At 70.0% G+C, this 19,880-nt stretch carries 17 protein-coding genes; 13 read left to right on the forward strand and 4 right to left on the reverse strand.

What is annotated here, in order from left to right; translation table 11 throughout:
* Window positions 1–122: 122 nt before the first annotated feature.
* A complete protein-coding gene (locus ASG80_RS12385; RefSeq protein ID WP_200952557.1) occupies window positions 123–2,105 on the reverse strand; it encodes a hypothetical protein in 1,983 nt (660 codons plus the stop codon).
* 318 nt (window positions 2,106–2,423) lie between these two features.
* Here ASG80_RS12385 and ASG80_RS12390 point away from each other — a divergent pair, with 318 nt between their 5' ends.
* From ASG80_RS12390 to ASG80_RS12425, 8 genes are all read left to right on the forward strand, one after another.
* Entirely contained in the window at window positions 2,424–3,569 is a 1,146-nt protein-coding gene (locus ASG80_RS12390; protein ID WP_162256627.1) for a substrate-binding domain-containing protein, read from the forward strand.
* 211 nt (window positions 3,570–3,780) lie between these two features.
* Window positions 3,781–5,388 carry a sugar ABC transporter ATP-binding protein gene (locus ASG80_RS12395; protein ID WP_056731135.1) on the forward strand — a complete coding sequence of 536 codons (1,608 nt, stop codon included), beginning with the start codon at window positions 3,781–3,783 and terminating at the stop codon, window positions 5,386–5,388.
* Entirely contained in the window at window positions 5,385–6,419 is a 1,035-nt protein-coding gene (locus tag ASG80_RS12400; protein WP_056731137.1) for an ABC transporter permease, read from the forward strand. The genes ASG80_RS12395 and ASG80_RS12400 overlap by 4 nt, the downstream gene beginning before the upstream one ends.
* Before the next feature lie 201 nt (window positions 6,420–6,620).
* Window positions 6,621–6,914, forward strand: a complete 294-nt coding sequence (locus ASG80_RS12405) for a putative quinol monooxygenase (RefSeq protein WP_056731139.1) — start codon at window positions 6,621–6,623, stop codon at window positions 6,912–6,914.
* Window positions 6,915–6,923: 9 nt separating this feature from the next.
* The gene (locus ASG80_RS12410) at window positions 6,924–7,868 is read left to right on the forward strand and encodes a fumarylacetoacetate hydrolase family protein (protein ID WP_056731141.1); all 945 of its coding nucleotides are present in this window, start codon (window positions 6,924–6,926) and stop codon (window positions 7,866–7,868) included.
* Window positions 7,865–9,247, forward strand: a complete 1,383-nt coding sequence (locus ASG80_RS12415) for an NAD-dependent succinate-semialdehyde dehydrogenase (protein ID WP_056731144.1) — start codon at window positions 7,865–7,867, stop codon at window positions 9,245–9,247. The genes ASG80_RS12410 and ASG80_RS12415 overlap by 4 nt, the downstream gene beginning before the upstream one ends.
* Before the next feature lie 106 nt (window positions 9,248–9,353).
* Window positions 9,354–10,697: a CotH kinase family protein gene (locus tag ASG80_RS12420; RefSeq protein WP_056731210.1), complete on the forward strand. Its 1,344-nt coding sequence runs from the start codon at window positions 9,354–9,356 to the stop codon at window positions 10,695–10,697.
* Window positions 10,698–10,782: 85 nt separating this feature from the next.
* A complete protein-coding gene (locus ASG80_RS12425) occupies window positions 10,783–11,742 on the forward strand; it encodes a LysR family transcriptional regulator (RefSeq protein ID WP_056731145.1) in 960 nt (319 codons plus the stop codon).
* A gap of 81 nt (window positions 11,743–11,823) precedes the next feature.
* Here ASG80_RS12425 and ASG80_RS12430 read toward each other — a convergent pair whose 3' ends face one another.
* The 3 genes from ASG80_RS12430 to ASG80_RS12440 form a co-directional block, all read right to left on the reverse strand.
* On the reverse strand, window positions 11,824–12,228 hold the full coding sequence (locus ASG80_RS12430; protein ID WP_056731147.1) for a nuclear transport factor 2 family protein: 405 nt from the start codon (window positions 12,226–12,228) through the stop codon (window positions 11,824–11,826).
* A gap of 269 nt (window positions 12,229–12,497) precedes the next feature.
* Window positions 12,498–13,085 (reverse strand): TetR/AcrR family transcriptional regulator, encoded by a 588-nt coding sequence (locus ASG80_RS12435; RefSeq protein ID WP_162256628.1) that lies wholly within the window; start codon window positions 13,083–13,085, stop codon window positions 12,498–12,500.
* A 17-nt stretch (window positions 13,086–13,102) separates the two neighbouring features.
* Window positions 13,103–14,314, reverse strand: a complete 1,212-nt coding sequence (locus tag ASG80_RS12440) for an NAD(P)/FAD-dependent oxidoreductase (RefSeq protein ID WP_056731151.1) — start codon at window positions 14,312–14,314, stop codon at window positions 13,103–13,105.
* Between the two features lie 213 nt (window positions 14,315–14,527).
* On the opposite strand from ASG80_RS12440, the gene ASG80_RS12445 reads away from it, so the two are divergent.
* From ASG80_RS12445 to ASG80_RS12465, 5 genes are read left to right on the forward strand one after another with little or no spacing between them, the layout of a single operon-like run.
* On the forward strand, window positions 14,528–15,553 hold the full coding sequence (locus ASG80_RS12445; RefSeq protein ID WP_056731154.1) for a fumarylacetoacetate hydrolase family protein: 1,026 nt from the start codon (window positions 14,528–14,530) through the stop codon (window positions 15,551–15,553).
* Window positions 15,553–16,614 carry a cyclase family protein gene (locus ASG80_RS12450; RefSeq protein WP_082590267.1) on the forward strand — a complete coding sequence of 354 codons (1,062 nt, stop codon included), beginning with the start codon at window positions 15,553–15,555 and terminating at the stop codon, window positions 16,612–16,614. The genes ASG80_RS12445 and ASG80_RS12450 overlap by 1 nt, the downstream gene beginning before the upstream one ends.
* Before the next feature lie 32 nt (window positions 16,615–16,646).
* On the forward strand, window positions 16,647–17,780 hold the full coding sequence (locus ASG80_RS12455; protein ID WP_056731155.1) for an FAD-dependent oxidoreductase: 1,134 nt from the start codon (window positions 16,647–16,649) through the stop codon (window positions 17,778–17,780).
* Complete coding sequence (locus ASG80_RS12460; RefSeq protein WP_056731157.1) at window positions 17,777–18,871, forward strand: amidohydrolase family protein; 1,095 nt, start codon at window positions 17,777–17,779, stop codon at window positions 18,869–18,871. The genes ASG80_RS12455 and ASG80_RS12460 overlap by 4 nt, the downstream gene beginning before the upstream one ends.
* On the forward strand, window positions 18,868–19,851 hold the full coding sequence (locus ASG80_RS12465) for a fumarylacetoacetate hydrolase family protein (protein WP_056731159.1): 984 nt from the start codon (window positions 18,868–18,870) through the stop codon (window positions 19,849–19,851). Before ASG80_RS12460 ends, ASG80_RS12465 begins: the two co-directional genes overlap by 4 nt.
* The last annotated feature ends 29 nt before the right edge of the window (window positions 19,852–19,880 follow it).

The following is a 19,880-nucleotide window of genomic DNA, read 5'->3' on the forward strand; positions in this document are numbered from 1 at the left end:
GCGCTGCCCCTCAGACAACAAACTTCGTGGATGCATACAACTGCTCCCCGGGAATCGGAACTGAATTTCTCAGTCCAACTCCCGGGGAGCAGTTCAGGACGACGCCCCCTTCTGTTCGATGCTCAGCCGAGCGTGATGACCACGTTGCCGGTGTACGTCGTGCCCGCCACGAGCGGGGTCACGACGCCGTCGACCGTGAGGACGGGGGCTTCGCCGTTCGAGCCCGCCAAGGTGGACCCCGCCTCGACGGTGAGGCTGCTCAGGTACGAGGTGCCCGTGACCGTCCAGGTGGAGTCGCCGGTGAGCGACACGATGACGCCGTTGTTGACGACTTCGGAGGCAGTGTTGGTCACGACGCCGAGTTCGCGGTACTCCGCCGAGGTGATCGTGTCGATCCGGTGCTTCGTCGTGGACGCCGTGACCACGCCGGTCAGCGCGGAGCCGTCGAGGTTCACGACGAGGTTGCGGGGCTGTGCCGGGCCGAAGCCGCCGATGTCGCCGCGCATGCCGTTGAAGAAGTCACCCGTCAGCGCGATGTCCGTGAAGGTCGTGACCGCGTCGGTGCCGTGCTGCGTGGTGACATCGAAGCTCGTGTTCTTGGTCACGGGGTTCGTGGGCTCGGTGTAGACGCCCGTGTTGAGCAGCAGCGGGGGAACGGGACCCGGGTCGTCGTTGTCCATCACCTGCAGCAGCACGCCGTTGCCGGCGTCTAGCGTGGCGCCCTCCGAGCCGTCGACCGTGACGCCGATCTGCTGGCCCTTGTCGAGGAAGAGGGTCTCGTCCGTCGCGATCGTGGTGCCGCCCGAGATGTCCACCGTTCCGCGGTTGTGCCACATGACGCCGAAGCGGTCGGACGTGATCGTCGTCGACTCCACCGGCAGCTGCGCCAGCTCCGTCGCCGAGAGGCCGAGCTCCAGTTCGGAGTTCAGCGCTGCGACGGCGTCCTTCGTGCTGTCCCCGTAGACGACGGAGCCGCCCGTCACGATGCTGGCGTACGTGGCCACGTCGAACGTGGTGCCGAGGAAGCGCTCGGTGGCGTTGCCGATGACGTAGGAGCCGTATCCGTCTTCGCCGCTGTTCGCGACGGTGCTGTTGATCGCGCTCAGCTTCGTGTCGGAGCCCGTGTCGACCGACAGCGCGCCCCAGTTCTCACTCGTGATCGAGGAGGAGATGTAGGTGGCCTGCGTGTTCTCCCCGAGGAGGTTGGTCGCCCGGTTGTTTCCTGCGATGCCCAGCATCCACGGGGCGTCCTGCATGTAGGACAGGTTCACCGACGACTGGTAGCCGCCGGGGAGCGTGCCGTCCGCCGTCGTGATCGTGGAGTTCTTGACGACCACGTTCGCGCCGTCCTTCGCCACGATCGCGGGACGCACGACGCCGGTGTTGTCGATCTTCGCCCCGTCGATGACGAGGAGCGTCTCCGCTCCCGATCCGATGATTCCGGCTCCCTGGCCGGCGAAGTCGCTGCGGCCGTTGCCCGTCAGGCTGATCCGCGGGTTGACGAGCGTGTAGTCGGCGTCGACGACGTAGATCCCGTTGAAGAGTTCGCCGGTCGACGTGATCCCGAGCCCCGTGGCCGCCGTGTCCCCGGCGACCCCGCTGACGGACGAGAGCACCGACTTGGAGCTGTCGACACCGTTCGCGTCCACATAGAGCGCCTGCCGGAAGTCGTAGGTCAGCCCGTTGAAGACGATGGGGTTCTCCGCCGCGACGGTGAGGACGATGTCGCCGCGGTACACGCCCGGATGCACCGTCGACTCCGTCGCGCCCGTCGACGCCACCTGCTGGCCCGTCTCGATGCCGTTCACGGTCAGGCTCAGCGCGAAGCCCTCGGGGGCGACCAGTGCGGCGCCCTCCTCGATCGTGAGCGACGTGAGCGTGGTGGTCTCGGTGACGACCGCCGTCTGGCCGGACTCCACCGTCAGTGTGTGCGTGCCGCTGCTGTTCCCGAGCCCGGTCGCGGCGGTTGGCGCGACGGCGTCCACCGTCGCCGCCACGGCGGCAGCGCCTCCTCCCAGGGTGGCGGTTGCCGAGAGCGCGATGACGGCTGCTCCCGTTGTCAGGGACAGGCGCCGCGCGCCCGCCGTTCGTACGAATGACCTCATGAACATCTCCTTCGACGGTTCATCGGGACGACCGCGTCCCCATGGCCCCCGCAGCAAAGCAGGATGTGGTGCGCTGCGAGAACCCCGATGCGCCGATAGGTGGCATCGACCGAGGTCTATGAATCAGCAATGAACTGCACCGCCACCCCTCTCCATCCGCCTATCCGCAGCGGCAATGCCAAGCATCAGCGGAGGACACTTCCCCGTCGACCGCATCGCTGGTGTGATGAGGGCGCTGGCGAAGATGCCAGACCCGACGCGAGGCGACATGGACATGCACCGACGCACCCGCCTCCAGACACACAGCAGGAGTCTCACGTGACCACAACAAAGAAGCTCGCGATGGCCGCGGCCATCGCCGCCCTCGCGCTCACGATGAGCGCGTGTTCCGACGGGGGATCCGCCTCGACGGACGGCTCCGGCACCGAAGAGAGCGTGAGTGCGGACGCGCAGGCCGCACTCGACAGTGCCTACGAGGGCATCGGCTCGACGCTCGACGACCTCGCCCCGGTCTCGACCGATCAGGCGCTCAGCGTCTACGTCGTCTCCTGCGGCGAGCAGGTCCCGAGCTGCGCCGTCCCGGCGGCCGCGGTCAAGGAGGCGGCCGAGACCGTCGGGTGGACCGGAACCATCGCCGACGGCAAGCTCAACCCCGAGGGCTTCGCGACCGCGATCCGCCAGGGCATCGCCGGCGGCGCCGACATCATCATCCCGATCGGCATCGGCTGCGGTGTCGCCCAGGCCGCCTTCCAGGAGGCGGTCGACGCCGGCATCACCGTGATCGGCGGCGGCGGTGTCGACGACTGCGACCCGAAGCTGTGGGCGTCCGAGCGGCTCTGGCTGGCCGACTACACCCCGCAGGAGCAGTGGGAGGCGTTCGGCAAGCTGCAGGCCGACTACGCGTACGGCAAGACCAACGGCGACGTCAAGGCGGTCGTGCTGAACTTCACCGGCCAGGTATGGGGCCAGTGGATCACCGACGGCTTCACGAAGGAGCTCGAGGCGCTCGGCGGCGGCGAGGTCCTCGACACCGTCGACGTGAGCGACCCCGAGTCGGCGGACGGCAGCTACGTGCAGAAGGTGACGACGGCCCTGCTGAGCCAGCCCGACGCGAACGTCCTCGTCGTGCCCATCGACGGCTGGCTGACCAACGGACTGGCCGCCTCCATCGTCCAGGCGGGTCTCGACGAGCAGCTGCTCGTCATCGGCCGCGGCGGTGACGAGCCGGCGCTCGACCTCATCCGCCAGGGCGGCTCGGGCATGGACGCGACGATCGGGTTCGCCGTGCAGTGGGGCGCGTGGGGCTCGATCGACACGGCGCTGCGCGTGCTCGCCGGTGAGGACGCCGCCTACATCGGGGAGTCGATGCAGGCGATCGACGCCGACGACAACATGGTCGACTCGGGGCAGTACACAGGCTCGGTCGACTTCCAGCCCCTCTTCGAGAAGGCGTGGGGCGTCTAGCAGCACGACAGGAGAGCGAGCCCCCGAGTTCCCCGTTCCCCGGAACTCGGGGGCTCGCTCGTGCCCGGTGCAGGCAGGCGACGATGGCGCGCCGTCGCTGATAGCAGGCATCAGCGACGGCGCCTTCCCGAGTCATCCCTGACGTGGTTGCATCGGTCTGTGCGGATCTCTGCCGCACGCACCCCGACAGGGCGCAGACGAAGGAGTCTCGATGGCGAACCAGGAGCACCCCGCAGCCGCGGCATCCGCCGGCACGGCTGCGCTCGCGCTCGACCTCCGCGGCGTCGACAAGCACTTCGGCGGTACGAGGGCGTTGCGCGCCGCATCCCTTGCCGTGCGACCCGGCACCGTGCACGCCCTGCTCGGCGGCAACGGCTCGGGCAAGAGCACCGCGATCAAGATCCTCGCGGGCGTCTACGAGGCGGATGCCGGTGAGCTCTCGATCTTCGGCGAGGACCACTCGCTCTCGGGCTACACCTCGACGACCGCCGCCGCAGCCGGCCTGCGCTTCGTGCACCAGGACCTCGGGTTGTTCGAGGACCTCTCGATCGAGGAGAACTTCGCCCTCGATGCGGGCTATCCGCGGAACGCGGTCGGGGGCGTGCGCTGGCGGGCGCTGCACCGACAGGTCGCGAAGGTGCTCAGCGAGTACGAGCTCGACGTCGATCCGCGCCGGCCCGTGCAGGACCTGCGGCCGTCCGACCGCACGATGGTGGCGATCGCCCGGGCCCTGCAGGGCTCCGAGTCGGAGCGCCTCATCCTCGTGCTCGACGAGCCGACCGCCTCCCTCGCGGCGCACGAGTCCGGCCTCCTGCTCGAGAAGGTCCGGCGCCTCGCGGACCGCGGCCAGACGGTCATCATCGTCAGTCACCGGCTGCAGGAGGTGCTGTCCGTCGCCCACGACTTCACCGTGTTCCGCGACGGCCGCGTGGTCGGGACCCTCGTGGACGCGAGCCCCACGGAGGATGAGCTCATCGCGATCATGGCCGGCGGACTCACCGTCGCCCTGCGTCCGACCGGGAGCGCGAGCCACACGACCGGTCGTCCCACTCTCGAGGTGAGCGGGCTCGTGTCCGGCCCGATCCGGAACGTGACGTTCACGGCGCACGAGGGCGAGATCCTGGGCATCGCGGGCCTGGTCGGCAGCGGCCGCAGCTCGCTCCTGCATGCCCTCTTCGGCGCGTTCGTGCCCAGCACGGGAACGATGATGCTCGGTGGCGCCCCGTATGCGCCGCACAGCGTCGACGACGCGATGCGTGCCGGTGTCGGCATGGTTCCCGAGAACCGCGTACGCGAGGCGGCGTTCATGGATCGCTCGGTGCGAGAGAACCTGTCCATCGCGATGATGATGGAGTACTGGAAGACGAAGTGGATGCCGAGGGCCCGCGAGACCCGTCGGGCCGAGGAACTCATCCAGCGGTTCGGCGTCAAGGTCGCGGACCCGTCGGCGCTGTTCTCCTCGATGTCGGGGGGAAACCAGCAGAAGGTCGTCATCGCGCGCTGGCTGCAACGCGAGCCGCGCCTGCTCCTGCTGGACGAACCCACCCAGGGCGTCGACGTCATGTCGCGCGCGGACATCTACGCCACCATCCGTCGCTCGGCCCAGGCGGGATGCTCGGTGGTCGTCGCGTCGAGTGATATGAGCGAGCTCCACGCCCTCTGCGACCGGATCCTGGTCCTCGCGCGGGGCCGCATCACACAGGAGGTGCTCGCGAGCGACGTCGATGTCGACAGCCTGACCAGCCTCGTGCTCCGCGAGCCGAGCACCCGCCGGACCATCTACGAACCCACCGCCTTCGAGGAGACGAGGACGTCATGACCAACACCGCAGCCCCGCCCACGTCGACACCGCCCGCCCCGGCGACCGAGTCGGTCGCCGTCGTCAAGCGCACGTCGCCGGTCGCGCGGATCTTCGAGAACTACGCGCTGCTCATCCTGACGGCGGCCGTGTTCCTGTTCTTCACGTTCTACCCGCCCTCGAGCGCGGCGTTCCCGACGATCAACAACCTCAACGTCATCCTCGGCAGCCAGGCGGTCGTCGCCACGATCGCGATCGCCGCGCTGTTCCCGCTGATCTCCGGATACTTCGACTTCTCACTCGGGGCGACCGCGGCGATGGCGCAGGTCCTGTGCGCCGGTTTCATGGCGAATTCGGGCTGGCCCATCTGGGCGGCAATCATCGTGCCGATCCTGATCGCCGGCGTGGTCGGCGTACTGAACGGCTTCCTGGTCACACGTCTTCACATGAGCCCGTTCGTGACGACCCTCGGCATGGCCATGCTGCTGTCGGGCGTCACCCTCTGGTACACGGGCGGCCAGACGATCATCTCGGGCATCGATCCCGCGATCACGCGGTTCGGTTCGACGCGGTTCATCGGGCTCCCCGTCGTCGTCTACATCGTGCTGGCCCTCGCGATCGTCGCGTGGTACTTCTTCACCCACACTCCGTACGGACGCTCCCTCTACGCGATCGGCTCGAACGCGGCATCCGCCCGACTCGTCGGCGTGCGCGTCGACCGCAACGTCTGGTGGAGCTTCATCGTCGCGGCGGTCATCGCCGGCGGCGCCGGGGTGATGCAGCTCGCCCGCATGGGCAGCGCCACGGCCTCGGGCGGCAACGAGCTGCTCTTCCCCGCCCTCGCCGCCGTCTTCCTCGGCGCGACCGCCATCACGCCAGGCTTCTTCAACGTCGTCGGCACGATCATCGGCGCGATCTTCGTGTCGATCTCCGTGAGCGGCTTGACCCTGTCGGGTGCGAGCGGATGGGCTGCGAACGTCTTCAACGGCCTGGCGCTGCTCGTGGCCGTCGGCCTCTCGACCTACCTCGGGCGCCGCAAGCGGCGCGGCTGACGCACGGAGGAAGGGGCTCGGTCGGACCGAGCCCCTTCGCCTTCGCCGCGGTCGGTCGCGATACCTGACATCGGCCTCTCGCCCTTCTGGCACCCCGCCCGCGTGCGTACCGTTGGGCTCGCGGTCCTGCGGATCGCCCACGTATGTGCGACGGGTGACGCGAAGAAGCGCCCACCCGACGCTCGACCGAAAGGAACCACCATGGCCCTCGTCCTCAGTGCCACCTGGATCGCCAAGGCCGGAGAGGAGCAGACCGTCCTCGACGCGCTGCGCAACCTCAGCCCGGCCTCTCGCGAGGAGCCCGGCAACCTGTACTACCAGGCCTACCAGGACCCCGAGGAGCCGCGCGTCTTCCGCATCTTCGAGATCTACCGGGACGAAGACGCGGTGACCGCGCACACGCAGTACGCGCACTTCCAGACGTGGGCGGCCGGCAAGGCGATCCCCGCCCTCGAGGAGCGTCGACGCGAGTTCTACCAGACGCTCGACTTCTAGGCCGCTGCCATGAAGCTCGCCCGCTACGAACATCACGGGTTCGCGCACCTCGGCATCATCCGGAACGGCATGGTGCAGTCGCTGCAGACGAACCTCGACGCGCTCGGCGTGCTCGCGTTGCCGATCGCGGAGCGCAACCTGCTCGAAGCCCAGGCGGGGCGCTACTTCCGCGCCCCGCTCGAGTCGGTGCGGCTGCTCCCGCCCGTCGAGCCGCGTGCGATGCGGGACTTCGTCGCGTTCGAGCGGCACATCGCGGGCATGAAGCAGGCCGAGGGCGCCGCGGGCGTGCCGGATGCCTGGTACGAGGCACCGGTCTTCCTCTTCATGAACCCCTGGTCGGTCGTCGGGGCTGAAGACGACGTGCCGGCGCCGCCGGATTCGTCCCTCCTCGACTTCGAGCTCGAGATCGCCGCCATCGTGGGCCGGACGGCCCGCAACGTGGCCGAGGAGGATGCGGCGGGCTGCATCGCCGGCTTCTGCATCATGAACGACTGGTCCGCACGCGACCTGCAGGGCCGTGAGATGTCGGTGGGCCTCGGCCCGTCGAAGGGCAAGGACTTCGCGACGACGATCGGCCCGTGGATCACGACCGCTGACGAGCTCGAGGACCACGTGGTCGACGGGCGGCTCGGGCTCGAGATGCGCGTCTCGGTGAACGGTGTCGAGGTCGGTCGCGACCACAGCTCCAACATGTCGTGGACGTTCCCGCAACTGCTCACCCATGCGTCGCGTGCGGCGACCGTGGGCGCCGGCGACATCCTGGCTTCCGGCACCTGCTCGTCGGGATCGCTCGGCGAGCTGTGGGCGCGTCGCGGCGAGCGCGTGCCGCCGCCCCTCGTTCCCGGTGACGTCGTCACGATGGAGATCGAGGGTCTCGGTCGCATCAGCAACCGCATCGTGCACCCCGAAGACGTGCCGGCGCGCGTGCGCAGCCTCGAGAGGACCACAACGTGAACGCCATCATCACGATCGACCCCGCGACGGGTGAGGAGCTCGGCCGCTACCCGGGCCTCGACGCACCGGCTCTGGATGCCTCGCTGCAGCGTGCTGCCGACGCGCAGCGCACGTGGCGCGAGGTGCCGGTGGAGCAGCGCGTGGAGCCCCTGCGCCGACTCGCGACGCTCCTTCGCGACGAAGCCCAGACGCACGCGGAGCTCATCAGCCGCGAGATGGGCAAGCCCGTGACCGAGGCGCTCGCCGAGGTGCGGAAGTGCGCCGTGACGTGCGACTACTACGCCGACCGCGCGGCGGAGTTCCTCGCGCAGCAGCCCGTCGAGACGGAAGCATCCGCGTCGTTCGTGGCATACGAGCCGCTCGGCGTCGTCCTCGCCGTCATGCCATGGAACTTCCCCTACTGGCAGGTCATCCGTTTTGCGGCGCCGACCCTCGCCGCCGGCAACGGCGGACTCCTCAAGCACGCCTCGAATGTCACGGGCTCGGCCATCGCGCTCGAGTCGCTCTTCCAGCGGGCGGGCTTCCCCGAGGGGCTCTTCCAGACCCTCGTGCTCACCGACCACGGCATGGTCGACGAGATCATCGCGGACCCGCGGGTGGCGGCCGTGACCCTCACCGGCTCGGAGGCCGCGGGTGCGAGTGTCGCCACGGCTGCCGGACGGGCGTTGAAGAAGACCGTGCTCGAACTCGGCGGGTCCGACCCGTTCGTGGTGCTGGCGGACGCCGACGTCGAGAAGGTCGCACCGCTCGCCGTGCGAGCGAGGTTCGTCAACACGGGCCAGAGCTGCCTGTGCGCCAAGCGCTTCCCGGTCGAGGCGGGGGTCATCGAGGACTTCGAACGCCGCGTGGGCGACCTCGTCGAGGCCCTCCGGATCGGCGATCCGCTCGACCCGGCCACGCAGATCGGCCCCTTGGCGAAGCCGTCGTTCGTCGACGACATCGACCGGCAGGTGCGGGAATCCGTCGCGCTCGGCGCTCGTGTGGTCACCGGCGGGCATCGCCTCGACGGGCCGGGCAACTACTACGCACCCACGGTGCTGGCCGACGTCACGCCCGACATGCCCGTGTTTCGCGAGGAGACGTTCGGACCGGTGATGGCGATCGTGCGGGCCGAAAGTGCCGACGAGGCGATCGAGCTGGCCGACGACACCCGCTACGGGCTGGCTGCGAGCGTGTGGACGGCGGACATGGAACGCGGTCTCCGGCTCGGCCGAGGCATCCGCTCGGGGGCGCTGTTCGTCAACTCGGTCGTCGTCTCCGACCCGCGGCTGCCGTTCGGCGGCGTCAAGCTCAGCGGCTACGGGCGCGAGCTGAGTCGTGAGGGGATGCTCGAGTTCACGAACATCCGCGCCGTCTGGGCGATGGAGTCCGTCGCGTAGGGGTGTTCGGCCGGTCGGCCGGTTCGGAGGGGGCTCGCAGTCAATCCATCGGAAGTGCATGGCCGAGACCAAGAGCGGGCATGCCGACGTTCGCTGGAGTGGCACCATGTCCCCGATCACGAGCAGCACCCGCATCCTCGCCGTCGGTGTCGCCCTGGTCCTCGGCGCGGGCCTCACGGCGTGTTCGACGTCGACGGCGTCAGGCACGTCGAGCTCGAGTTCCGCGGCATCCGCCGCACTGGCGGCCGACGGATTCTGGGACTCGTCGGCCGTGCACGACATCGCGCTCGAGGTCGACGATTCGGCACTCTCCGAGGCGATCGAGACGTACCTCGACTCGGGTGAGAAGGTGTGGGTGACGGCGACCGTCACCATCGACGGTGAGACGTTCACGAACGTCGGCCTGAAGCTCAAGGGCAACTCGAGCCTGCGCGGCATCTCGGCGGACGACGACCCGGCGACCCTGCCGTGGATCATCCGCCTGGACGAGTACGTGGACGGCCAGTCGCTCGACGGCGAGACGGAGTTCGTGGTCCGCGGCAACACCAGCGAGAGCTCGCTCAACGAGGGCGTCGCGCTCACGCTGCTCGCCGACTCGGGGCTCGCGAGCCAGGCCGCGGTGTCGTCGCGGTTCAGCGTGAACGGCAGCGACGAGACCCTGCGGCTCGTGGTGCAGAACCCGGGCGACGAGTGGGATGCGTCGGCCTTCGGCGACGACGGCGGCCTCCTGTACAAGGCGGAGAGCGGGGGCGACTACAGCTACCGCGGCGACGACCCCGAGGCGTACGTGGATGTCTTCGAGCAGGAGGCAGGCGACGACGAGCTCACCCCGCTCATCGAGTTCCTGCAGTTCATCAACGAGTCCGACGACGCCACGTTCGCGGCCGACCTCGACCAGGTGCTCGACGTCGAGTCGTTCGCGACCTACCTCGCGTTCCAGGACCTCGTCGACAACTTCGACGACATCGACGGCCCGGGCAACAACTCCTACCTGCACTACGACCCCGAGACGGGGCTCATGACGGTGGTGTCGTGGGACCTCAACCGCGCGTTCGGGGCGCGGAACGGCGGCCCGGATGGCGGCGCGGGCGGTGACCAGGGCGGCGGTGGCGGCCCGACGGGCGACATGCCCGCGCGTGAGACGACGGATGCCACGGATGCCGCGGATGCAACGGATGCCGCGGCCGGCGGCGCTGGAGGCGCAGCGCGTGGCGCCGGCGGCGGCATGGTCGGCGGCAACATCCTCTCGGAGCGCTTCCTCGAGAACGACGACTTCGCGGCACTCGTCGACACGGCATCCGCTGAGCTCACCGCCTCGCTCTACGACAGCGGGCGGGCGCAGGAGATCCTCGACGCGTGGACCGCGACCCTCGAGTCGCAGGCATCCGACCTCATCGACGTCGCCACCCTGCAGAGCGACGCCGACGCCGTGGCCGCGTACCTCGACTGATGGGCGGGAGCGGCCTCGGTAGAATGGGCCGCGGCGGTGTCCATCGCCGCGGCACGACCATCGCAGAAGGATCCGGGACAACGCCGTGACCGACGTCCGCAAACTCGATCTCAATCTCGTGGTCGTGCTCGACGCGCTCCTCGCGGAGCGCAACCTCACCCGCGCCGGCGAGCGGGTCGGCGCGTCGCAGCCGGCCGTGAGCAGCGCGCTCGCGCGACTGCGTGAGTTGTTCGACGACCCCCTGCTCGAGCGGGACGGTCGCGGCTTCGTGCTCACCCCGAGGGCCGAATCGCTCATCCCCGTCGTCGCCGAGTGCATGCGAGAGGTGCAGCGCATGTTCGACGTGCTGCCCGAGTTCGACCCCGCGACGAGCACCCGGACCTTCCTGGTGACCGCCTCCGACTATGTGCTCTCTGAGATCACGAGCCCACTGCTCTCGCTCCTCGCCGAGGAGGCGCCGCACACGCGCGTCGAGTTCGACGGGCTGCCCGTCGATCAGATGGTGTCGCCGGTCGACCTCCTCCGCCGGGACGTGACGATCGCAGGCACCGGACGCGGCGTACCCGGCAAGCGCGCGTCGCTCTTCTCCGACCGCTTCGTCTGCGTCGTGGATGCCGGCAACCCACAGCTTCACGACGGTGCGTTGTCCCTCGAGGCCATCGCGCGCCTGCGCCACGTGCGCTCGGTGTTCGGGCCGCACGCGTCGACGCATATCGACGACATGCTCAGCGCGGCGGGGATCGCGCCGATGACCGCGGTCACGGTGCAGGGATTCCTGCCGGTTCCGTTCGCCGTCACCGGCACGGACTGGGTCGGATGGGTGCCGGAGCGCACTGCGAACCGGTACGCGGGCAGCCTCGGGCTCGTCATCGCCGAGACGCCCATCGTGCCGAGCGTCCTCGTGGAGGCGGCCCACTGGCACCCGTCGAAGACGGCGGATCCCGCGCTGCAGTGGCTCGTGCGGCAGCTGCGGGCGGCATCCGAGATGGTCGAGTTCGGTGACGAGGCGGCATCCGACGAGACGCTCGCCGGCGACGACGTCTGATGCGCCGGCGCCGGGCGACCCTGCAGGAGCGGCGCGTGTCGAACCGGCGACCCGCTCTCAGTGCGGGATGCCGAGGTCGCGCTATTCGCCGCGGACGTCGGTGAACACGAACGAGTTGTAGGCGACCTGGATGTCCTTGAAGCGGTCGGTCTCGTCGAGCTCGTACATGATGAGGCCGTTGAACTCGAAGGTCTCGCGCTTCCTGACGGGACCGAAGAGCGTGTCGTCGCGGTCGGCGAGTGCCGTGAAGAGCGTGTTCATGCGGATCGCGATCATCGGGCCGTCGGTGACGAAGCGGGGGACGGTGAGCACTTCCCGGAACCTGCCCCAGATCCGCAGGTTGTAGTGGTCCTTCATGCCCTGGATGCCGGAGTACTCGAGCGTCCCGTTCTTCATGTGCATGTCGGGCGCGAGGTAGTCGTCGAACGCCGTGTCGTCCTCTTGGTTGAACCGGCGGATGTACTCGCGGAACCGCGCCTCGTGCATGCGGGACCCTCTCTGCTGCTCTGAATCGTCGAACCCGACGTTAGGTACGAACGCGCGATCGGGGAACGTCGTGGAGCGGATACCTTGCATGGGCTGGTGGCATGGCGGGAGGCGCGGTGCATCCACAGCAATGATGCCGAACATCCTCGATCGGCCACTGATAACGGTGGTCGAGGTTGGCATGGCGGTGGCATGCCCATCGCGGCGGCCCTCGATCCCGAGGCGTACCGGAGCTGACACGCCCGCGCCGGCAATGCCGACCCGAGTGGTCAGCCGTCCGCGTCGAGCATCCGCCGGGCGACGAAGTTGAGCCGGGCGGTGAAGGCCTCCCTGGACTCCGGCGTGCTCGACAGGAATCGCTCGCCGTACATGGCACGGAAGGCGCACTCGGTGTACAGCATCCAGGCGACCGGCACGACCATGTCCTCGCGGTCGTGGGGGAGCGCCGCGATGATGCGGCCGAGGACACGGCGGGATTCGGCCGCACCTCGATCCAACAGCTGCGGGTCGGAGGACGAGTGCCGGATCACCGCACGAAGGAACGCCGCGTGCATCTCGAAGACCTCGACGATCGCCTCGACGGTGCGCTCCACCGAGCCGGTGGCGCGTCCGAACGCGTGATCCTCAGTAGCGACGACCCGCGCGATGCCGCGCTCGTAGACGGCGAAGAACGGGCCGAGGCGTCCGTCGACCCGGGCGTAGATCGAAGGCGCCGACACGTCGGCGCGGCGGCACACCTCACTGATGGTCAGCGCCTCGTACCCGCCCTCCTCGAGGAGGGTGAGACCGGTGTCGAGGATGCGCTCCCAACCGACTCGGCTGCGCTCCTGCAAGGGTGGACGGACGATCTCGGACACCGGTCCATGTTCCCCCATCACCGCGCCGCGACGATACCCGTGCCCATCTCGTCGAGCTGCGCCACGATGTCCCGCGGGTTCCGTTCGCCCATCTGGCGCTGCAGCAGGGGCGTGTGGTCGAGCACGAAGTCGCGCAGCGGGCGCAGGGGCGCCGGAGCATGGTGGAACACCTGCCCCAGCACGTAGGCCGACTGCACCTGTTCGGTGGTGTGCGGGATTCTCGGCGTCTCGTAGTCGACGAGCGCCTGCGTCACGGCGGCGGTGTCGCCGAGGTCCACGCCGGCGAGCACCTGGCCGATGAAGTAGCCGTCGCAGATCGACATCCCGGCGCCGTAGGCGGCGTAGGGCGAGGTGGCGTGCGCGGCGTCCCCTGCGAGGGTGATTCGGCCCTTCGACCAGTGCTTCAGTGGCCTGAGGTCGCGGATGGGCCAGCGCTGCAGGTTCTCGCGCGGCGTCGCCGCCAGGAGCGCCGACAGGGGGCCGGGGAATCCGGCCGCGAGCTCGGTCGCGTGGGCGTGCAGGTCCGTCGGCGCCGGACGGTCGTCGGGCCACGCCTCGAGCACCCACCACTGGTAGCCGTCGCGGCCTTGACTGCGGATCGAGGTGTAGGAGCCCTGCACCGTGCGGTTGTGCGTCAGCACCACCTCGTTGGGTTCGGCGACGACCGAGGTGTCGAACGTGTACCCGCCGATGATGTGCAGGTTGTGGGCCCGCTTCGGGGTGTCACCCCAGAGATGGCGGCGCACCATCGAGTCGATGCCGTCGGCACCGATGAGCACGGGCGTCTCCACGACGGCGCCGTCGTCGAACGTGAGCGTGACGCCGTCGCCGTGATCGTGGATGCCGGTCAAGTGCCGGTCGGTCTGGAGGACGCCCTTGGGGATCGCCTCGAGCATCCTCGAGTAGAGGTCGGGTCGCAGCATTCCGATGAACCCGCCGCCGTACCGCTCGACGACGTCCTGCGGGATCTGGACGTCGGCGCGCACCCGCCCCTTCGCGTTGCGGAACGTCGCGTGGCACGGTGCGCCGAGATCCTCGGTGTCGACGCCCATCTCCTGCAGCGCCTTGATGGGCGGCGGCCAGAGGTTCAGGATGTTGCCCGCAGCGCGGGCCCGCGGATACCGCTCGTAGATGACGACGTCGTGACCGGCCTTCAGCAGGCCGAGGGCTGACGCCATCCCGGCCGGACCGGCGCCGAGGACCGCGATGTGGGGGCGGGGATCGTTCATTGCTCTCCTCCTCGGGTGCGATGACCAAAGCGTAAGACCATTACAGTTCTGGACTGATCGACGTCGCTGATACGCGGCATCAGACCGGGGTGCACCGCACTCCATCGATCGCGGTGATGACGAACATCAACGATCTGGCCTTCACTGATACCCCCTCCGGCGGTTGACTGGACTGACGCACGGCACCGACGCGTGCGGAATGGAGACCCACCCGTGACATCGTCGTCCGACGGCCTGACCGCGCCCTTCGCCCTCGTCCGCACCCGCGCGGGCGACGGCACGGAGCCGCGCCTCTGCCTCCTCGCGGGTGACCGGGTGCGACCGATCGGACCCGACGAGCTGGGCGCTCCCGACCTCAACGCGTTCCTCGCCGAGACGCCCGCGTCGTGGGGTCGACTCATCGCGGTCGCCGAGCAGGCTGACGCCACGTGGCATCCGCTCGCCGACGTCACCCTCACCGCGCCGGTGGCACCGCGCCAGGTGCTGCAGACCGGCGCGAACTACCGCACGCACGTCATCGATCTCGTTGCCGCCGGGCGGGCGAAGAACGACCCGCGCCCGATCGAGGAGCTGCGCGAGTGGGCGGCGGACATGATGGACCGCCGCGCTCGCGAGGGCTCGCCGTACTTCTTCATCGGCCTGCCCGCCGCGGTCGTCGGCGACGACGTCGACCTCGTGCTGCCGGGTTATAGCGACCAGCACGACTGGGAGCTCGAGCTCGCCGTCGTAATCGGCAAGGAGGCGTTCCGCGTCGACCGCGAGCACGCCATGGAGCACGTCGCCGGCTACACGATCGTGAACGACATCACCACGCGCGACCTCGTGTTCCGCGAGGACATGAAGGAGATCGGCACCGACTGGTATCGCGGCAAGAACGCGCCGGGCTTCCTGCCCACGGGTCCGTTCCTCGTGCCCGCGCCGTTCGTCGCCGACCCCGGTAACCTGCACCTCGAGCTCAGCCTCAACGGCCAGACGATGCAGGATGCCACGACCTCCGACCTGCTCTTCGACATTCCCGCGCTCATTTCGGGGGCGTCGCAGAACATGCCGCTGCTGCCCGGGGACCTGCTACTCACGGGCAGCCCGGCCGGCAACGGCATCGTGCACGGAAGGATGCTGCGGGACGGCGACGTGATGGTCGGCGCGATCGAGGGGCTGGGCGCGCAGACCGTGCGCGCGGTCGCCGAGACGACGACGGATGCCGCGACCGCCGCCGCTCCCGCCGAGGCGGTGGCGTGATGAGCTCGCCCGCCGCCGCGGCATCCGCTGCCCGTACCGCCACGACCACCCCGACCGAGGACCCCGCCGCGCTCGACCGCACCGACCCCGAGCGTCACATCGCCGAGGCCGCCGAGGCGTACCGCAACTGGGGCCGGTGGGGCGACGACGACCGCCTCGGCACACTCAACTTCATCGGCGCCGCCGAGCGCGCCCGCGCCGCCGCCCTGGTGCGCCGCGGCGCGAGCTTCTCGCTGTCGCAGCCCTTCGACATGGACGGCCCGCAGCAGGGCTGGCGGCGTCGCACCAACCCCGTGCACACCATGCTCGACACGGGCACGGATGCCGCCGCCGGCGCCCAAGGGTTCCCGCACGGCATCGGCGGGGCCGACGACGTCATCGCGATGCCGCTGCAGTGCTCGACGCAGTGGGACGGCCTCGGCCACATCTTCGATCGCGGCCTGGCGTGGAATGGACGTCCGGCGGGATCCGTGGTCACGAGCGACGGCGACCTCGTCACGGGCATCGAGCACGCGGCATCCGCTGTCGTCGGCCGCGGCGTGCTCCTCGACGTGGCCCGGTTCCTGCGGCCCAAGGTATCCGGCGACGACGGCACCGGTGCGGGCGAGCTGCCCGACGGCCACGCGATCACGGCCGCCGAGCTCGAGGCCTGCATCGCCGCCCAGGGCGCGACGAGCGCCGTCGGCCGCGGCGACCTCGTGCTCGTCCGCACCGGCCGCTTCGCGCGCGCCCTGCGCGAGGGCTGGAACGGCTACGCCGGCGGCCCGAGCGCGGGACTGTCGTTCACGACGGCCGGATGGCTGCACCGCACCGAGATCGCCGCGGTCGCGACCGACACGTGGGGCTTCGAGGTGCGGCCGAACGAGTTCGACGACGCGTTCCAGCCGCTGCACCAGGTCGTCATCCCGAACATGGGCCTGACGATCGGGGAGTTGTGGGATCTCGAGGCGCTCGCCGCCGACTGCGCCGCCGACGGCGTCTACGAGTTCCTGCTCGTCGCGCCGCCGCTGCCGATCACCGGGGCCGTCGGCTCGCCCGTGAACCCCATCGCCCTGAAGTAGGACCCGAACCCAATCCCGAAGGAGGGATCCCCATGATCGCAGTCTCCCGAGTGGCCGTCGTCGGCTCCGGCGTGGCCGGCACCGCCGCCGCCATCCTGCTCGCCGAGGGCGGCGTCGACGTGGACGTCTTCGAGCTCAAGCCCGACCTCTCCGCTCTCGGCTCGGGCATCACGCTGCAGGGCAACGCGCTGCGCGTGTTCGACCGGCTCGGCGTGTGGGAGAAGGTCAAGGAGGCCGGCTACCCGTTCGACGTGCTCGGCCTCCGCGCGCCTGGCCCCGAGGCCCAGGTGATCGCGCAGATCCCCGACGCGCCGACCGGCGGCCCCGACTATCCCGCGACCGCGGGCATGTACCGGCCCGACCTCGCGCGCATCCTGGCCGACCGCGCGACCGAGGTGGGCGCGCGGTTCCACTATGGCACCACGGTCGAAAGCTTCGAGCAGGACGCGGACGGCGTGGACATCACGCTGAGCGACGGTTCGACCGGCCGCTACGACCTGCTCATCGGCGCCGACGGCCTGCACTCGTCGATCCGCGCGCAGCTCGGAATCGAGGTCGAGCCGCAGCGCACGGGCATGGGCATCTGGCGCGCCTTCGTGCCGCGGCCGAAGGACGTCACGCACACCGACCTCTACTACGGCGGCCCCGTCTACATCGCCGGGTACTGTCCGACCAGCGACGACATGATGTACGCCTACGTCGTCGAGCCCGCGCAGGACCGGCACCTGCTCTCGCCGGAGCAGGGCGTCCAGGTGATGAAGGAACTCTCGCGGGGGTACGGCGGGCCGTGGAACGAGATCCGCGAATCGCTCGACGACGCGTCGCGCGTCAACTACACGTCGTTCACCCAGCACGTCGTGCCCGACGCGTGGAACCGCGGCCGGGTCGTCATCATCGGCGAGGCCGCGCACAGCTGCCCGCCCACGATCGCGCAGGGCGCCGCGCAGGCCGGCGAGGATGCGGTCGTGCTGTCCGAGCTGCTGCTCTCACGCGACGCCGTGAACCAGTCGCTCTGGGACGAGTTCCACGCGCGTCGCCTGCCGCGCGCGACCGAGGTCGTCGACGCATCCGTGCAGCTCGGCCAGTGGCAGATCGACCACGTGCAGGATGCCGACGTGCCCGGCCTCGTCCGCCGCATCGCGATGCTCGTGAGCCAGCCGGCATGAACGAGGTGCCTTCGACGGATGTCGCATCGCCCGCCGGTCACGGCGGACCCGTGGTCGACGTGCACGCTCACCTGCTGCTGCCCGCGCTGCAGCAGTCGATCGGCGCGCGCGACCCCGACGGGTTCGCCGCGGCGCAGGCCCTCGAGGCCCGGCGCAATGGGCCGGAGAGCCTCGCCACGTCGGGCCGCATGATCGGCGAGCGGATGGCGCTCCTCACCGCGCTCGTCGTGCGCCTCGCCGAGATGGACCGGCAGGGCGTCGACGTGCAGGTCGTGTCGCCGTCGCCGTCGCACTACTACCCCTGGGCGGGCGAGGAGCTCGCCGCGTGGGCCGCCCGCGAGGCGAGCCGTGCCATCGCCGAGCACGTCGCGGGCGCGCCCGACCGGCTGCTGGGCCTCGGGCTCGTGCCGCTGCAGCATCCGCATCTCGTGGTCGACGCGCTCGAGGACGCCGTGGTCGCGAACGGCCTCGCGGGCGTCGAGCTGTCGTCGTTCGCGGGTGACGTCGAGCTCTCCGACGAGCGGCTCGAGCCGTTCTGGACGCGCGCGGAGGAGCTCGACGCGATCGTGTTCCTGCACCCGTTCGGCTGCAGCCTCGACGAGCGGCTCGACCGCTACTACCTCTCGAACACCGTGGGGCAGCCCGTCGAGAACGCGGTCGCGCTGTCGCACCTGATCTTCTCCGGCGTGCTCGACCGACACCCGAGCCTGCGGCTGGTCGCCGCGCACGGCGGCGGCTACCTGCCCACGTTCCTGGGTCGCTCCGACCACGCGTGGCAGGTTCGGCCCGAGGCCCACGGATGCCGCGAGCTGCCGTCGTCGTACCTGCGCCGCCTGCGCTTCGACTCCCTCGTGCACACGCCGGGGGCGCTTGGTGCGCTGGTGGACGCCGCAGGCGCAGACCGGGTGCTGCTCGGCTCGGACTACCCGTTCGACATGGGCGTCGACGACCCCGTGGAGCGCGTGCACGACGCGGGGCTCGCCGAGGCGGACGCACGCGCCATCCTCTCGGGGAACGCGGCCGAGCTGCTCGGGTCGCGCCTGCCGCGCGCGCATGCAGGCGTCACGGTGACGGAAGGAGGAGCGGCATGAGGATCGCCAGGTGGACGCATCAGGGCACCGTCGCCGAAGGGTTCGTCATCGGCGACGGCGTCGTCCCGTTCCCGCGAGGGCTCACCGTCGCCGACGCGCTCGCCGCCGGCCTCGCCGAGCTGCCCGGGCTCGCCGCGGAGGTCGTGGATGCGGCATCCGTACCGCTCGTGCCGCTCGCCGAGGTCGAACTGCTCGCGCCGCTCACGCCCGCGAGCGTGCGCGACTTCGCGGCCTTCGAGGAGCACGTCGACGGCGTCACCGCGTCGGTCGACGGGGTCAGCCACGTCGCCCCCGAGTGGTACGAGCTGCCCACCTTCTACTTCACCAACCCGCACTCGATCATCGCGACGGGCGAGGAGGTGCGGCCGCCTACGACGGCGCGCCTCGACTTCGAGCTCGAGGTGGGCGTCGTCATCGGCGGCGTCGCGGGTTCCGACGGCCGCGATCTCGCCCCCGCGGACGCCGACTCGCACATCTTCGGTTACACGATCTTCAACGACTGGTCGGCACGCGACATCCAGGCCCGCGAGATGAAGGTGCGCCTCGGGCCCGCGAAGGGCAAGGACTTCGCCACGACGCTCGGCCCCTGGATCGTCACCGCCGACGAGTTCGTCGGCCTGGTCGACGACGACGGTTTCCTGGCCATCGAGCTCGAGGCCTTCGTCAACGGCGAACGAATCGGACACGACCTGCTCTCGAACATGGGCTGGCCGTTCCGTGACCTCGTGGCCTACGCGTCCCGCGACTCGCGCGTCGTGCCCAGCGATGTGCTCGGCTCGGGCACGGCCGGCAACGGCGGATGCCTCGCCGAGCTGTGGGGGCGAGCGGGGGAGCTCAGCCCGCCGCCGCTCGCCGAGGGCGATGAGGTCGTCATGCGCGCCGAGGGCATCGGCGAGATCCGCAACACCGTCGGACGTGCGGTTCACGTCCCCCCGATCCCTCCGGCACGGCATCGCTCGCGCGCCCGCCGTAGAGGGTAGCTCCACCCATCCACACACCCACCACCCGA

The organism is Agromyces sp. Soil535 (assembly GCF_001428255.1).
GTDB lineage: Bacteria > Actinomycetota > Actinomycetes > Actinomycetales > Microbacteriaceae > Agromyces.

Bases quoted from the DNA above. Each gene is read 5' to 3' on its own strand.
- ASG80_RS12385 (WP_200952557.1), bottom strand. From the start codon at position 2,105: ATGAGGTCATTCGTACGAACGGCGGGCGCGCGGCGCCTGTCCCTGACA.
- ASG80_RS12395 (WP_056731135.1), top strand. From the start codon at position 3,781: ATGGCGAACCAGGAGCACCCCGCAGCCGCGGCATCCGCCGGCACGGCT.
- ASG80_RS12400 (WP_056731137.1), top strand. From the start codon at position 5,385: ATGACCAACACCGCAGCCCCGCCCACGTCGACACCGCCCGCCCCGGCG.
- ASG80_RS12405 (WP_056731139.1), top strand. From the start codon at position 6,621: ATGGCCCTCGTCCTCAGTGCCACCTGGATCGCCAAGGCCGGAGAGGAG.
- ASG80_RS12410 (WP_056731141.1), top strand. From the start codon at position 6,924: ATGAAGCTCGCCCGCTACGAACATCACGGGTTCGCGCACCTCGGCATC.
- ASG80_RS12420 (WP_056731210.1), top strand. From the start codon at position 9,354: ATGTCCCCGATCACGAGCAGCACCCGCATCCTCGCCGTCGGTGTCGCC.
- ASG80_RS12430 (WP_056731147.1), bottom strand. From the start codon at position 12,228: ATGCACGAGGCGCGGTTCCGCGAGTACATCCGCCGGTTCAACCAAGAG.
- ASG80_RS12440 (WP_056731151.1), bottom strand. From the start codon at position 14,314: ATGAACGATCCCCGCCCCCACATCGCGGTCCTCGGCGCCGGTCCGGCC.
- ASG80_RS12450 (WP_082590267.1), top strand. From the start codon at position 15,553: ATGAGCTCGCCCGCCGCCGCGGCATCCGCTGCCCGTACCGCCACGACC.
- ASG80_RS12455 (WP_056731155.1), top strand. From the start codon at position 16,647: ATGATCGCAGTCTCCCGAGTGGCCGTCGTCGGCTCCGGCGTGGCCGGC.
- ASG80_RS12460 (WP_056731157.1), top strand. From the start codon at position 17,777: ATGAACGAGGTGCCTTCGACGGATGTCGCATCGCCCGCCGGTCACGGC.
- ASG80_RS12465 (WP_056731159.1), top strand. From the start codon at position 18,868: ATGAGGATCGCCAGGTGGACGCATCAGGGCACCGTCGCCGAAGGGTTC.